Origin of the sequence: Rhodococcus sp. NPDC056743 (assembly GCF_042790355.1) — a bacterium.
Lineage (GTDB): Bacteria > Actinomycetota > Actinomycetes > Mycobacteriales > Mycobacteriaceae > Rhodococcus_F.
Window position 1 is genome coordinate 553,121 of sequence record NZ_JBHTZI010000002.1, and the last position, 15,150, is coordinate 568,270.

12 protein-coding genes and 1 pseudogene are annotated in these 15,150 nt (G+C 61.3%); 4 read left to right on the forward strand and 9 right to left on the reverse strand.

Features of this window, described 5'->3' with window-relative positions; genetic code table 11:
- From ACFRFQ_RS07135 to ACFRFQ_RS07145, 3 genes are read right to left on the reverse strand one after another with little or no spacing between them, the layout of a single operon-like run.
- A complete protein-coding gene (locus tag ACFRFQ_RS07135) occupies positions 1–480 on the reverse strand; it encodes a carboxymuconolactone decarboxylase family protein (RefSeq protein ID WP_378654896.1) in 480 nt (159 codons plus the stop codon).
- Complete coding sequence (locus tag ACFRFQ_RS07140) at positions 461–1,594, reverse strand: dihydrodipicolinate reductase (RefSeq protein ID WP_378654899.1); 1,134 nt, start codon at positions 1,592–1,594, stop codon at positions 461–463. The genes ACFRFQ_RS07135 and ACFRFQ_RS07140 overlap by 20 nt, the downstream gene beginning before the upstream one ends.
- Before the next feature lie 51 nt (positions 1,595–1,645).
- Positions 1,646–2,317: an NUDIX hydrolase gene (locus ACFRFQ_RS07145; RefSeq protein ID WP_378654902.1), complete on the reverse strand. Its 672-nt coding sequence runs from the start codon at positions 2,315–2,317 to the stop codon at positions 1,646–1,648.
- Between the two features lie 60 nt (positions 2,318–2,377).
- Between ACFRFQ_RS07145 and ACFRFQ_RS07150 the strand changes: the two are divergent.
- The 3 genes and pseudogenes from ACFRFQ_RS07150 to ACFRFQ_RS07160 all read left to right on the forward strand — a co-directional run.
- Positions 2,378–3,220 (forward strand): annotated as a pseudogene (locus tag ACFRFQ_RS07150) (ADP-ribosylglycohydrolase family protein); the annotation flags it as partial.
- A gap of 111 nt (positions 3,221–3,331) precedes the next feature.
- Positions 3,332–3,841: an O-acetyl-ADP-ribose deacetylase gene (locus ACFRFQ_RS07155; RefSeq protein WP_378655097.1), complete on the forward strand. Its 510-nt coding sequence runs from the start codon at positions 3,332–3,334 to the stop codon at positions 3,839–3,841.
- A 326-nt stretch (positions 3,842–4,167) separates the two neighbouring features.
- Positions 4,168–5,244, forward strand: a complete 1,077-nt coding sequence (locus ACFRFQ_RS07160) for an alpha/beta hydrolase (protein ID WP_378654905.1) — start codon at positions 4,168–4,170, stop codon at positions 5,242–5,244.
- Here ACFRFQ_RS07160 and ACFRFQ_RS07165 read toward each other — a convergent pair.
- The 6 genes from ACFRFQ_RS07165 to ACFRFQ_RS07190 all read right to left on the reverse strand — a co-directional run bounded on the left by ACFRFQ_RS07165 (position 5,215) and on the right by ACFRFQ_RS07190 (position 13,702).
- Entirely contained in the window at positions 5,215–5,889 is a 675-nt protein-coding gene (locus ACFRFQ_RS07165) for a YoaK family protein (protein ID WP_378654908.1), read from the reverse strand. The two genes, ACFRFQ_RS07160 and ACFRFQ_RS07165, sit on opposite strands and share 30 nt — an antisense overlap.
- A 29-nt stretch (positions 5,890–5,918) precedes the next feature.
- Positions 5,919–9,662 carry an NAD-glutamate dehydrogenase domain-containing protein gene (locus ACFRFQ_RS07170; RefSeq protein WP_378654911.1) on the reverse strand — a complete coding sequence of 1,248 codons (3,744 nt, stop codon included), beginning with the start codon at positions 9,660–9,662 and terminating at the stop codon, positions 5,919–5,921.
- A gap of 99 nt (positions 9,663–9,761) precedes the next feature.
- Positions 9,762–11,090: an MFS transporter gene (locus tag ACFRFQ_RS07175; protein ID WP_378654913.1), complete on the reverse strand. Its 1,329-nt coding sequence runs from the start codon at positions 11,088–11,090 to the stop codon at positions 9,762–9,764.
- Between the two features lie 79 nt (positions 11,091–11,169).
- A complete protein-coding gene (locus ACFRFQ_RS07180; RefSeq protein WP_378654914.1) occupies positions 11,170–12,171 on the reverse strand; it encodes a biotin-dependent carboxyltransferase family protein in 1,002 nt (333 codons plus the stop codon).
- Positions 12,168–12,896, reverse strand: a complete 729-nt coding sequence (locus ACFRFQ_RS07185; RefSeq protein WP_378654916.1) for an allophanate hydrolase subunit 1 — start codon at positions 12,894–12,896, stop codon at positions 12,168–12,170. Before ACFRFQ_RS07185 ends, ACFRFQ_RS07180 begins: the two co-directional genes overlap by 4 nt.
- A complete protein-coding gene (locus tag ACFRFQ_RS07190) occupies positions 12,893–13,702 on the reverse strand; it encodes a LamB/YcsF family protein (RefSeq protein WP_378654918.1) in 810 nt (269 codons plus the stop codon). The genes ACFRFQ_RS07185 and ACFRFQ_RS07190 overlap by 4 nt, the downstream gene beginning before the upstream one ends.
- A gap of 276 nt (positions 13,703–13,978) precedes the next feature.
- On the opposite strand from ACFRFQ_RS07190, the gene ACFRFQ_RS07195 reads away from it, so the two are divergent.
- Positions 13,979–15,145, forward strand: coding sequence for a pyridoxal phosphate-dependent aminotransferase (locus ACFRFQ_RS07195; RefSeq protein WP_378654919.1), 1,167 nt, complete (start codon positions 13,979–13,981; stop codon positions 15,143–15,145).
- Positions 15,146–15,150 lie beyond the last annotated feature (5 nt).

Here is a 15,150-nt window from a genome sequence, read left to right on the forward strand (position 1 = left end):
TCAGCTGCCGGGCAGCACGCACTGCGTGTCGAGGCCGAGGACGTGGTTGAGCCGGCCGAAGGCCAACCACGATCCGAGGCACATGCTCAATTCCACGATTTCGGCCTGAGAGTAGTGGGCACTCATGCGTTCCCAGAACTCTTCGTCCAGGCCATGATGATCGATCGCGTACCGCTCGGCGTATTCGGCGGCCAATCGCGTCCTGTCGTCAAAGAGTCCGGTAGTTCGCCAGTCGGTGACGGCCTGCGCAAATTCGGGTTCGACAGTTGCACCATCACGTTCGGTTCGCCAGTCCTGGCAGAAAATGCACCCGTTGATCTGAGCGATTCGCAGCCGTGCGGCCTCGAACTCTCGCAGACCGAGAGTGGTGTCGGAGTAGACCTTTTGCGAGAACGCGGCTGCGGCCGGACCGATGCCCGGAACCATCTCGCCCCACACATAGCCGATCGGATTCTTGCCCTCAGGGATGTCGATGTTCATATTCGGTCCTCCAGGTATCGGCGCCGAGTTTGCCGACGCCGGGGGTGAGTGGGACGTCGAGCGCGTCGTACAAGCCTGGATCGGCGGCTCGCAACCACGGAATTGCGTTGACGAGACGTCCGACAGCGGTGGCATTTCCACCGGCAGCACGGTTTCCGCCCTCGTCGGTCGCCTCGACGTTTACCTCGATGCGGGGGCGGCCTTCGATGATGACCTTGTGCGCTCCGTCCCCACCGTCTGGTGGCGTCGGCCAATCAGGGGCGCACGACGGGTGGATACGAGTGATGTGTTCGATGACGATCAACGGTTTGCCGTCGACAATTCCCTGAACTTCGAATCGCAAACCACCCTGGGTTCCGGCGGCAAAATCCCCCATGTGTTCGGTGGTCACTGTCTCGTCGAGCGCCCGGCGCAGCAAGGTCTCGCTGATACCGTCGAGTTCAACGCCCAATGCACGCGCGATGAGCCGAATCTGTCCGCCCCACACCATCGTCGGGACGCCGGCTGCGACCATGGGTGGGTCGTACTCCATCGGCTGACCCATACCGACGAGGTAGCGCACCGAATCAGGCTGCTCGTAGGTCGTGTAGTCGAAAATCTCCTGGCACCGAATCTGATCTATGGTGCCGGCCAGCCCCGAGATCATCACCGGCAGAATGTCGTTTCCCCAGCCCGGGTCGACGCCCGAGACGAACAGTGCGCCGCCACCGGCTTTGGCTGCTGCCTCTACGGGATCTCGCACTTCCGGCGGCGTCGAGCGATGGTCGTAGAAGGCGTAGACCGACGGTGTCACCACCACAGCGCCGACGTTCAGCGCCCGGATGATGTCCGCAATCGCGTCGTCCGGTCGAATCTCGCCCGAAGCTGCGTAGACAACGGCGTCAGGAACCGTGGCGAGGACGCCGTCGACATCGTCGGTGGCAACTACGCCCAACCGGTACCCGAGTTGCGCAAGGTCGCCCGCGTCTCGGCCGACCTTGTCGGGATTTGCGACGACTACTGCGCAGAGTTCGAGCGCCGGATTGGCGGCTACGGCCCGAATCGAGGCACGGCCGACGTTTCCCGTCCCCCACACAACCGTCCGGATCTTCGACGGGGCGTCGTGGTCATCCATAATTCGGACAGTACCCATTCCCAGGTAGTTGTCACGGTGGAATGCGCGAATCTACGCGGTAAGGAACACCAAGGCTTGCGGCGGGAGACTTCCGCCGGGGCTGCGCCGATACAGTTCGGCCGGTCTGCCCGTAGTCGCCCGCACATATTCCCCGGTACTGATCAGCGCGTCGACGACATGGCGCCGGAAGCTGTCCTTCTGCAATTCACGATCGAAGAGCACCTCGTACAGTTGGCGCAATTGGGGGACGGTGAACGTGTCACCGAGAAATCCGGCCGGGTCCAACGCTCGCGCATACCGACTCCGGAGGTCTGCGAGCGCCAAGCCGACTATCTCGGAGTGATCGAAGGCCATGTCCAAGGCTCCGAACACATCGAGGAGAATCGCACCAACCGGCAAGTCGGTTTCCGGGACGGCGGCGGCGTGTGCGACCGACAGGACCCATCCCCTGTCATCACGATGCGGGTCGTCGAGAATTGCGAGTTGGTGAAACTCTGCATTCTCGAGGCCCGCCTTGGACCTCAAGGCTCGATCTGCTGCGGCAGTGAGTAATTCGTGTTCATGGAGGAACGTGCCGGGAAGGGCGAACTTGCCCAGCCGATGCTTGACCACGAGCACTTTCACGGCATCGTCCGAGTAGGTCAGAACGGCAACGTCGACAGCGACCGACGGCCTCGGATAATCGGTGAGCGATTTACCACTCGAATCTGTCCATTCATTCACTCTTGCATGTTAGCTCAATCATGATCTATTGTTAGCGCAAAGTTACGCAAAGGGGTGGACGTGAGACTGAACGAACAACAGACCGATCGCGCAGCCGGGGTACTGCTCGGCACGGCAGCCGGAGACGCACTGGGTGCGGGATACGAGTTCACGTATCCGAATGTCGCAGCAACCATCGACATGATCGGCGGCGGCCCGTTCAAGTGGGCGCCGGGCGAGTGGACGGACGACACCTCGATGGCCGTCGCCATCGCCGAAGTGGCCACAACCGGAATCGATCTCGCCAGCACTGAAGGTCTGGATGCCATTGCAGAGCAATTTATTCGGTGGTACGACTCCAAGCCCGAGGACATCGGCAATCAGACCCGGGCAGTGTTGTCTGCCCGTTCTCCGAACGCGGCGGCCATGGCAGCTCGCGCGAAGGCGGTCAGTGGACTCAAGGGCGGCAACGGCTCACTGATGCGCACTGCGCCCGTTGCGCTGGCTTATCTGGACGACCCCCAGGGCGCCGCCGATGCCGCATTGAAGATCGGTGCACTCACACATGACGATCCGCAGGCCGGTCAGGCGTGCCAGATGTGGACCTATGCCATCCGCCATGCCGTGATCGAAGGAAACTTCGACGGCGTCCGCGACTATCTGTCCGTCGCCGATCAGGACGTGGCCGACTACTGGCGACCGCTGCTCGATCAGGCCGAAAACGGAAACCCGCGCGACTTCTCGAAGAATGGCTGGGTAGTCCACGCACTGCAGACGGCGTGGTGGGCCATCACTTCCACCGACAGCAGCGGCGCGCAGCACCTGCCGGACGCGCTCGAAGCCGCAGTCCGGGCGGGCGGAGATACCGACACCACCGCAGCTATTGCCGGTGGCCTACTCGGCGCCCGATGGGGAGCATCGGCGATACCGGAGCGGTGGCGCAGCATCATGCACGGGTGGCCGGGGTACACCTCCACCGACTTGGTTCGTCTCGCGGTAAACACCAGTCTCGCGCGCAACACCACAGGAGAAGCGATGCCCACCATTTCCGTCGTCGAAGGCGACATCACCACTCTCGACGTCGACGCAATTGTCAACGCCGCCAACACCGCTCTCCTCGGCGGCGGAGGCGTCGACGGCGCCATTCACCGCGCCGGTGGTCCGAAAATTCTCGAGGAGTGCGAGGCTCTGCGATCCTCTAGCCTGCCCGACGGTTTGCCGGTGGGCGAAGCCGTCGCCACCACGGCAGGAAAGATGAAAGCGCGCAACGTGATCCACACTGTCGGCCCGCGATACTCTCGTTCACAGGACCGGTCTGCGCAGCTCCGGTCTGCTTATACACAGAGCCTGGCCGTGGCCGACTCCCTGGGCGCCCGGACCGTCGCCTTTCCGCTCATCTCTTCGGGCGTATACGGCTGGCCCAAGGAAGACGCTGCAAGACAGGCAGTTACGGCAATTCGCTCTGCGAATACCGCTGTGGACAACGTCGTTCTGGTTGCCTACGACACGGCATCGGCAGATGTGATCCGGCGAGCACTCGAGTAACTAGCGGACCCTCATCCGGCGGCTCAACTGCCGGCTTCCGAAGTCCAGACCCGCACCGTCACTGGTGGCCAGTGCCGTCAGCACAGCGGCAACGAGCAGTGAGATGACTACTACACCCATGATGCGCACCTCTTTCGAACTCGGAGGGAAACACTTTTCTGAGAATAAGTATATGTAACTTCCGGTTACGTGCAATGTGTTGTCACTCACCTCGATCCAGTGAGCGCGCTCCGAATCACATCGGTCCTGGACAACGGTCCAGACCTTTCGTAGCGTCGTGATCATCGGGCGCCTGCCAACGCCGACACTGCAGACGAGAGGACGCTATGCGCACCCAGAAGATGTCCACCCAAGATCGAATCGCTCGGGTGGTGCTCGACGTAATCGGCGCGCTCCCGACCGGACTCCAACGGGCTTTGGGCGGCACACCGGTGCGCATCGACGGCCAGAGTTTGGAACCCGAAGTGCAACTGGCATTACGACTGCTCAGTGCGGTCGAAGGGGTCAGCTTCGAGCACCTTCCCCTCGATGCCGGACGTGCGCAGATCGACGCGGAATCTGCGCTGTTCGGCGGCAAGCCTACCGAGGTGGAATCCGTGCGCGATCTCGAGATCCCCGCCGACGGCCGGACGATACCCGCGCGGTTGTACCGCCCTGCCGGACTCCCCGAAACTCCGCCGCTGTTGGTGTATTTCCATGGCGGCGGCTTTGTGCTCGGCAGTCTGGAGAGCGGTGACAGCGTCTGCAGATTCCTCGCCCGTCACGCCGACGTTGCAGTACTGGCCGTCGACTACCGCCTCGCTCCCGAACATCCGTTTCCGGCGGGCCGCAGCGATGCGGTGGATGCTTTTCGGTACTGCGTTTCCCACGCAGCCGACCTCGGAATCGACCCGAATTCGATCGCCGTCGGCGGTGACAGTGCTGGAGGCAACCTCGCTGCCACGGTAGCGCAGGAAACTGCGGCGGACGCCGTCTCGCCCGCCTTCCAACTACTCTTCTTCCCATGGGTGGATCTGTCGTCGAAACGACCCTCCCACACCATGTTCGGAACCGGCTTCTTTCTCACCGACGCTCAACTCGACTGGTACACCGAGCACTATCTCACCGGCGATGCATCAGCGACAGATCCTCGGGTGTCTCCGCTCCTGGCACCTGATTTCACCGGCCTCGCCCCGGCGTACATCGCCGTCGCCGGATTCGATCCACTTCGAGACGAAGGTGAGGCATATGCCGAAAAACTGCGCGAGGCCGGTGTTTCCGTTGCTCTGCGCCGACACAGCGGATTGATCCATGCGTTTGTCAACACCGTCGGTGTTGGTCACACCGGGAGAGACGCGATGCTCGAGGCGTGTGGAGCACTGCGCGTCGGCGTCTCAGGAAACCGAGGATCTGTTTCCGCGTAACGGCGTCACACGCCACGCCACAGCCGTCAGGCCGGCAGCAGTTCCCGCTGCCGGCCAGAGTGCGTGAATGCCGATCCACCGATGCGCAAGCGCTCCGAGAACGGCACCGCCGATCAGACCCGCACACATTCCGAAGTGCTGCAGCCACGCCCACCGCGGGCCACCGAGGAATGCGCCGGTCAACCGTTGACCCATTTTCACCAGAGCACCCGTCATATAGGTGACGCCTATGGTCACCTCGCCGTCCCGCTGAAACACCGAATTGACCGTCCCCATGGCCAAGGCCATTGCCGTGACCGCGCCGGGAGTGATCTCGAAGCTACCGAACACGGCACCGACTGCCAATAATGCGGTGACCACGATCAGCACCGCAACTTTGCGTGTCCGGACCGAATAACGTTCCGTCACAGACGTGATCACAGTGCCCAGCGCGATACCGAGCAGAAATACCGCGATCACCGCCGCCGGCACTCGAGCGGCCGCCCACAAGCCGTCGGCGATCGAGACGCTCATCTGAGTCATGTTGCCGCTCATGAACGACACGAACTGCCCGCTGAGAACGATGAATCCGATCGCATCGACGTAGCCGGCAAGCCCGGCCAGGGCTATCGCCAACCCGATGAGTGATCTGCTGTATCCCGACACGCGAAAAGCGTGACACACTCAGCGATGATTCACACCGCTTCCCCTACGGTCTGAACCGTCGACGCGAGCGAACGAATTCTCCTGGCCGCAACGGAAAGCGTCGCAAGGTTACCTCCTCTACCCGCATGGGCGTCTGACAACGTGTACCGCGCGCGTCCGATGATCGCGCTGTTCCGCTCTTCCCAGGATCGCAGACGCGCCGCTGCGCTCGCATCGGGCTCTGCGCCACAGGACGAACTGGCGGACAGCACATCGAGCGTCACCAGGCGGACCGATTCGTACAGCTCGTCGCGCAGAGTGATCCGCACAAGCGAATCCCAGCGGTCGTGGCTGTCCAGCCCGGACACGTCCATCAGAAACCGGTTGATCTCCAGCCGATCCTTGACCATGAAGTACAGCTCGCCGACGAGCATGGGATCTTGGTCGGTGGCCATCACAATCTCGACGACGTCCAACAAGCCGTATAGATCCAGCAAGCCGTACACCTCGTCGACAACATCTCGGTTCACACCTGCCTCCACCACGGGAGCACTGCGCACAGCGACATTGGCTCGGTCGTACTCGTGCATCCAACCGGGGACGTGCGGCGACAGCGTGCTGACCAGCTCTCCGAATCGCGCGATCTCGGACGCGATATCGAGCGGCTGCGGCCGATTCGACAGGAACCACCGCGCGGCACGGTCCAACAGTCGCCTCGATTCGACAATCAGCTGATCTGCGACATGAACGGTGATCTCGCCACCACGAATGCGCTGCCAGATCGAGTCCAAGCCGAACACAGCACGGACAACTTCGAAAGCCCGAACTGCGTCGCCGACATCGACTCCGGATTCGTCCGCCAGTCTGAATACGTAGGAAAGCCCGCCATCGCCCACAACCCGATTCGCGATCACCATGGCAACGATCTCGCGGGCCAGAGGGTGCGAGATGATGTGACCTCCGAACCGCTCACGCAGAAGCGGCGGAAAGTACTCGACCAATGCTTCGGCAAAGTGTTCGTCCTCGATCAGGTCGTGTCGAAGAAGATCGGCCTTCAGGGACAGCTTGACGTGTGCCGACAACGTAGCGAGTTCCGGCGACGTCAGGCCTCGCGCATGGTTTTCGAGTCGAAGCGCAATCTCGTCGTCACTCGGCAGGAACTCCAACTCTCGATCCAAGGCGAAATCTCGTTCGAGCTTGTCGATCTGACGCTGGTGCACATCGGCCATCCGTAACGCTCCGGCTCTCGCGGTGGCCAAGAGATCGTTCTGCGCGCGATTGTTTGCCAGGACCAGGTTCGCGACGTCGTCGGTCATGCTTAACAGCATCGAATTACGCTCGTCCTCGCTGAGCTCGCCACGTTTCACCACCGAATCGAGCAGGATCTTGATATTGACCTCATGATCCGAACAATCCACTCCGGCGGAGTTGTCCAACGCGTCGGTATTGACGTGTCCACCCCGTAGGCTGAAGTCGATGCGCGCCCGCTGCGTCAGTCCCAGATTTCCACCCTCACCGATGACGCTGCACCGCAGCTGATTCGAGTCGACCCGAACAAGATCGTTGGCCTTGTCACCGACTTGTAGATGTGACTCATCGGCAGCCTTCACGTATGTACCGATCCCACCGTTCCACAACAGATCTACGTCAGCCGTGAGCACACGTGAGATCAGAGCCGCCGGGGTTAGCGTGTCGATCTGTGCGCTGATACCCAGCACGGACCGCACCTCTTCGGTAAGGGGTATCGACTTGGCGCTTCGGTCGAAAACACCTCCGCCAGCGCTGATGAGGGCCCGGTCGTAGTCGGCCCACGAACTGCGCTGCAGGTGGAACAGCCTCTCCCTCTCGTCGTAGGACACCGAGGGATCAGGGTTCGGGTCGAGGAAGATGTGCCGATGGTCGAACGCCGCAACCAATCGGAGATGGCGACTCAGCAGCATGCCGTTGCCAAAGACGTCACCGCTCATGTCGCCGATGCCGACTGCGGTGAAGTCGTCTCGATCGACGTCCACGTTCCGTTCCAGGAAATGACGGCGCACACTCGTCCATGCACCGCGCGCGGTAATGCCCATCTCCCTGTGGTCGTAGCCGACCGAACCGCCGGATGCAAAAGCGTCGCCCAGCCAGAAATTTCGCTGCACAGCAACGGCATTGGCCAAGTCCGAGAATCGGGCAGTACCCTTGTCCGGAGCAACGACCAGGTAATAGTCGTCGCCGTCGTGCCGGACGATACCGGGAGCTGGGATCACAGCGGACGTTGGCGAATCCACGTTGTCCGTCAGACGCAACAACGCCGTCACGAACATGCGATAGCAGTCACGGCCTTCGTTGTTCGAGGAGTCCCCGCGACGTCGAGTTGACGGTTCTTTGACGACAAATCCACCCTTCGCCCCAACGGGGACGATGACTGCGTTCTTCGCGGACTGTGCCTTTGCCAGGCCGAGGACCTCGGTTCTGAAATCCTCTCGACGATCCGACCAACGCAGACCACCTCGGGCCGCACCGCCGAATCGAAGATGCACTCCCTCGAACCTCGGCGAATCCACGAAGATTTCGAAATGCGGCCGCGGGAACGGCAGCACGTCGATGTTTCTCGAGTCGAACTTGAGCGCCAGAAACGGGTCGGACACACCCGCGTCCCGATAGAAGTAGTTGGTACGCAACGTGTTGTCGATCAAACTCAGTAGGGCACGAAGGATTCGATCCGCGTCCAGTTCGGCAACGTCGTTGATCGATCCGACGATGCTTGCCGTGAGCAGACCCGCACGATGCGAGCGTCTCTCGGCGTCGAACGCCGGATCGTGTCTGACTTCGAACAATTCGATCAGTGCTGTCGCAATTTTCGAGTGTTCACGCAACACGGATTCGATCCGTGTAAGGCTGTAAGGCAATCCGCTCTGACGAAGGTAGTGAGAATACGCTCGAAGCGCTGCAATCTGCCGCACGTCGAGTTCGGAGCCGACGATCAATGCACCGAGACCATCGCACTCCACCGTCCCGTCCCACATGGACAGAAATGCCTCTGCAAATCTAGACGCCAACGACGGAGAGACGTTACGAGCACTCGCAGCAGTCAGAGTGAATCGGTAGATCCATGCCTGGGATCCGTCGACTCTCTCGACGGGATAGTGCTTCTCGTCGACAACGTCGGTGCCGAGATCGTGCAGGACGGGTAGCACTGCGCTCAGCGGTATGGACCGCCCGAGTGCATAGAGGGAAAGTACATGCGCTCCGGAATTCGCTACATCGAGAACTACGTCGACGGAACCGTTGCCGAGACTTTCCACTCTGAGTACGTCTTCGATCGCCCGCTCCGGGTTCACCTCGTGGCGGTACTCTTCAGGCAGAACCTGCGAATAGTGTTCTCGCAGAGAGGTCGGCACGTTGCGACCCGAAACAAGTGTCGCGAATTCCCCACTCCACCCGCTGACAACACGATGGATCGACTCCTCGATGTCGGTGAGCGTCGACTGTTCGAAAGCGGTACCGGCCGAGTCGAGTACGCAGTGCACGTATGCCTGTGCGCCTTGCGTGAGCGAGAAACTGGGGCGCAGCAACCTCGCTTCCAGTCGGCCACAGAGAATCTCTTCGATCGCAGACACATGTTCGACGGCCAAGCGCCGCGCATCGACCTCCACGATCACTCGCGACGCCGACTCGGCGACGGCGAGTATCTCGACACCCACTCCGACCGGGTTCGCCGGAGATCCCGCTCGCGTGTCGCTGACGTAGCGTTGCAGCCACTGCGCCGAGGCCCGGTCCAGCTGTTCGATATTCGTTGAATCCTTCTTCATACGAGCGATATTCATAACTTGTCAACCCCTGCCGAGCTGTGGACACGGAAATGGAAAACATCGGAGTGAATCTCGGGGAACAACCGGACCGGATCAGTACTAGCTGACCTTGTCCAGAGCGATCCGCGAGTTCTCGGTGGAGATCAAGACGGCAATCGTCGTGCCGATCGCTGTCAGAACAACGTAATATGCTGGAACACTGTGGTTTCCGGTCGCCGTGATAATTGCCGTCATGATCAGAGGAGCAGCACCACCGAAAACCGCAGTGGAGATGTTGAAGCCCAGGGAGTAGGCAGTGCCTCGCACCCGCGTCGGGAACAACTCCACCATCACGCAGTGAATGATTCCCGAATGGCCGGCAAACAGAACCGCCATGACCACCGCTCCGGCGATAGCCGCGCCGACGCTACCCAGGTTCATGAGCATGTAGCACGGGACCACCAACAGCGTCAGTCCGATCGAGGAGGTGAGAAGCACCGGTTTGCGCCCGATTCGGTCCGACAGTGTTCCGGCAATCGGGATGGCGATGATGATGGCGATCAGCGACACCGCCGTCACCGTCAATCCGGCGAGCTGAGTGAAACCCAGTTCCTTGTTGAGATACGACGGCATGTAGCTGAACAGGATGTAGTACCCGGAACTGTTGAGCAGGGTGAGACCGATGGCCAGACCCATCTTCCGACGAGTGGAACTGTCGGTGACAGTCGCTTTCAGCGGGCTGTCGACAATCTCGTCCGACTCACGAGCCTCGGTGAAGACGGGCGTGTCCTGCAACTTCTTTCGGATGTAGTACCCGAGGATTCCGATGGGTGCCGCGATCAGAAACGGTATGCGCCAGCCCCAACTGAGCATGGCTTCCTCCGAGAGCGCACGGCTGAGCAGAACACCCAGAGACGTTCCGGTGAGCAGCGCGCAGAACGAGCCGACCTGACACCAGGACATCAGGAAGCCTCGATGATTGTCCGGTGCGCTCTCGCCCACGAACGACATGGCGCTGGCCACCTCGCCGCCGGCGGAGAAGCCCTGGATCAACCGCATGGCCAACAGCAGGATGGGAGCGGCGATTCCGATCGTCTCGTATCCCGGGAGCAGGCCGATCACCGTGGTCGCACCGGTCATCAAGGTCAGCGAGAGTACAAGCGCCGCACGCCTGCCGATTCGATCGGCAAACGAGCCGATCACGATGCCGCCCAGCGGCCGAACGAAGAACGTGAGCCCGAAGATGCCCCACGTCATGATCATCGCAGCAGGTCCACCGCTGTCCGGGAAGAACACCTTGGCGATGGTGGCCGCGAGGAAACCGTACGCGCCGTAGTCGTAGAACTCGACGAAGACGCCGAGACTGCCGGCGACGGTCGTCTTGCGCAAACGCTTCTTCTCTTCGGCAGCAATTGTTTTCTGCCCTGGCGGTTTGTTGGTTGTAGTCATGACAGTCCTGTGTTTGTGGTCGCCGATCACGGATATCGTTCCTGATCAACGAAATTGAAAGATGACGGCGCCGAAGCGTCTAGAGCTGGACGGATTCTTTCGTGGTTCCGAATGTCATTCCGACAGAATCGAATGCCAGAGAAACACGTTGCCGAAGTGTGTCGAGTCGGCTGTGCACGGCGTCGTTCTTCTCGAGAGCCGACGCTCGTGTGACGAAGTGGAACTGCACCGAGTCGCCTGGACGGAGTTGCCCCAGAGCATCTCGCGACGCACGGGCGACCACTGCGATAACCGGATACCCAGCCGTTATCGGCCTACCGCGCTGCAAGGCGATGAGCGCGCCGGACGGGGGAACTTCGATCGCACCCAAAGGTACACCGCGTGAGAGGATTTCGGTACGGATTGCGCGATTGAATGTCGGACCGTCGAGGCGCGTGCCGACGTGGTCACTGCGTGCGTCGACGGTAAAGTTCGATTCCGTCAGTTCATTGATCGAATCCCCGAACTGGCCCGCTTCGGGGCCGGCGAGGATGTCGAGGTTCCACGCGTGCGCGAATGTCGGTATATGTGGGGAGAATGCGAAGAGTGGCTGCGGCAAGTACGGGTGAACAAACGGGCGGTAGTCCGACTCGATCTCGATCGAGCCGCCCGGTTGCAATGAACACCCCAGCGCAAGAAGCGAATCCGGTGCACAGCTGCCACGAAAGAACTCTGTCGACATGACACCCTTGACGGCCAGATAGGCGTGCATACCGAACCCGGACATACGCAGGTCGATGCGCGCCGACGCCGGAACACACACCGGACTCCACGACGGAACCTCGACTCCGTCAACGAAAAGCCTGGCCGGGGCGCCGGTGACGGCCAACAGAATCGGTACGTCTGTCCGGAACGAGAAGTCGGCCGCCGTTATCTGAATCAACGGCGCGCTGTCGACGTTGCCAACCAGGATATTCGCTACCCGTGCACCGTATTGGTCGGACGCCCCGTTGGACGGTATCCCCAGGTGCGCTGATCCGAACCGTCCGAGATCGGTGATCGCGGCCCGACCCGAGACGAGGACGGTCAAGTTCGCGTTCACGGCCAACCACCCATCGGCACACCGATCAGAGACTCGGCCTCGTCGGCGCTGACGGGCACGAATTTGATGAAATCGCCTGGAACATAACCAACGTGCGGATCTTTCGCGATATCGATGACGGTCAGTGGTGTTCTGCCCACCAACCGCCATCCGCCAGGGGTGTCGATCGGGTAGATGACACCTTGGTGACCGGAGACCGCCACCGAACCGGCAGGCACCCGAAGTCGCGGTTGCTCGCACCGCGCAATCGAGCCAGCGAAGGGAGAACCGTCGTGGACCGGAGCTCCCGCAGGCGCACCGAGAAATGCTATGCGCCACAGAGCATTCGAATGCTGTTCGACGAACTCCGCAGCAGTCAGCCCGAGTTCGTCTGCAACACGGCTCAGATCAGGTCCGTCATCACCGCCGTAGAGGACCGGAACACGGTGTGTGACTGCCTCCCGCCCCTCTTCGAAGGGAGAGCCGTCGGATCGGCGGACCAGTTCGCACAATGTCTCCATCGTCACGTGCCGTGGATCGAACTCGATCAGAATGCTGTCGAAAGTCGCGACGATACCTTCGATTCCGACGACATCGAGGTTCGTCAGACGTCCGGCAAGCGCATGCAACCGTGGCCAGGCCACAGTCGCCGTTGCGCCATCGACCGTCACCATCACAGCTGCGTCACCGTAGTCCTCGACCCGCAGGTCTGCCGTGCGCAGCGGTGACACAGCGGTGGCCGTCACGTGCGGTCCGCCGAGTTGTCCACCGACAGCCGCTGCCGAGCGTCGAGCACCTGGGACATCGGCGCAATGGTAACTCCCGCTGCGTCGAGGCCCTGGCGAATCCTTTGCGCCAATTCCACGGAACCAGGGGTGTCCCCGTGTAACAGAACGGAATCACACGGCGCGGCGATCTCACTTCCGTCGATTGCCACCACCGATCCGTCCCGAACCATACGCACGACTCGGTCCACCACCAGATCGGGATCGGTGATGACGGCACCCGGATTCTGCCGCGAGACCAGAGTGCCGTCCGCGTTGTATGCGCGATCAGCCAGGCCCAGAAGAACAACCCGCACCTCGGCTTCGCGCGCAAGTTCCGCCAGGCGTCCCTCCTGTGTCACTATCAACAGGTCTCGGTCGTAGCGAAGAACAGCATCCAGAACGCCGTACGCGTACCGGTCGTCCGTCACCACCAGATTGCCGAGCCGCCCGTGTGGCGTGACGTGCGAGATCCTGGTTCCGTGCGACACCGCGAAGGCATGCAAAGCCCCCACCTGGTAGAGCACGTCCGAACAGATCTCGTCTCGTGTGAGATCCATAGTGCGGCGGCCGAATCCGACAAGATCCGGGAAACTCGGATGCGCACCCACCGCAATTCCGCGCTCTGCGCACTGTGCAACCGTGCTGTCCATGACACGCGGATCGCCCGCATGGAACCCACACGCGACATTGGCCGACGTCAGGACATCGAGAAGCGCGACGTCATCGCCCAGTCGGTATGCACCGAACGATTCACCGACATCTGCAACCAGGTCCACCATTGTCATGCGCTACTCCTGCTATGGGACGATACGGGAAACTGATACAAGCTTCTCGTTTTGGAAGCGAGAGCGCAAGCCCGCAGATCAAAGTCGAAGGAAATGTAACATCCCCGAAACCCATTGATGCGGATACTTCTTGCCCGCCGACCTCCAGCTTCGGACAGTGACATGAGGGGCGACACGAGACCGCGAGACTGATATAAATGAGAATACGTTCGCATTTTATTTCGCATCGCTCCACCATCCACTACATCCAGCCGTCATTCATTCGAAAGGCCCACCGTGAGCTCATCGTTCGCACCGCCCACCACCGCCGCATCGCACAGCTCACTGGCAGTCGAACGAGTGCGTACCGCATCGCTCCGCCCCGCCGGATCACCACCACCCGCAGACGTCGTCGCATTGAACATGGGCGAACCTGATTTCGATACACCCGCGCCGATCACCGAGGCCGCGATAGACGCCCTCCGCGAGGGCCATACCCACTACGTCGATCTCAACGGCGATCCAGAGCTACGCGAACTGATCGCAGTACAAAGCAGCGCGATTGCCGGTTATCCGATCGGCGCGGAAGACGTACTGGTATCCCACGGTGGAGCGGCCGCGATCACGGCGTCGATCCTGGCGCTGGTCAATCCCGGCGACAAGGTCCTCCTGCCGGAACCTACCTATTCGCTCTACCTCGATGCAATCGAGCTTGCCGGCGGGTCCGTCGTCTACGTCTCCAACCGCGACGATCATCATCTCGATCTCGACATGATCGCCGAACATGCGTCAGACGCGACAATGATCATTCTCTGCAATCCGGTCAACCCGACCGGCGCAGTGTTCGGCAAAGAAGAGTTAGCCGCTCTCACGGAAGTCCTGGACGAGAAGACGCTCGTTCTCGTGGACGAGGCGTATGCAAACCTCATCTACGACGACAAGAACTTCGCGCCTGCACTCGCGGTCCCGGAACTCCGCGGTCGGCTGGTCTACATCCAGACACTGTCCAAGACGTATGCGATGACGGGGTGGCGCGTCGGCTACGTCGTCGCTCCGACACCGATCGCGGCGGATATCCGTCTTGTCCATAGGACGATGAACGGATCCGTCAACGCGGCGGTACAACGCGCAGCACTGACAGCGCTCCGCTCCGGAGCCGAACTCACATCGCCGATGCTGACCGAGTATCGAGCCCGGCGCGACTACGTCGTCGAGCGGGTCGCGGCAATAGCAGGTGCCCATATGGTCGTCCCGGACGGCGCGTTCTATGCCTTCGTCAAGTATCCCGGTACCGCGCTCTCGTCCGACGTCGCCCGCCTGTTGCTCGAGGGTGGTCTGTCGGTACGTGCCGGCGCCGAGTACGGGCCGAGCGGAGAAGGCCACGTACGACTCTCCTTTGCCGCTGACATTCCCACCCTGAAGGAAGGCCTCGACCGACTGGAGAGGGTGTTCGCGCAGTTGTGAGCGGA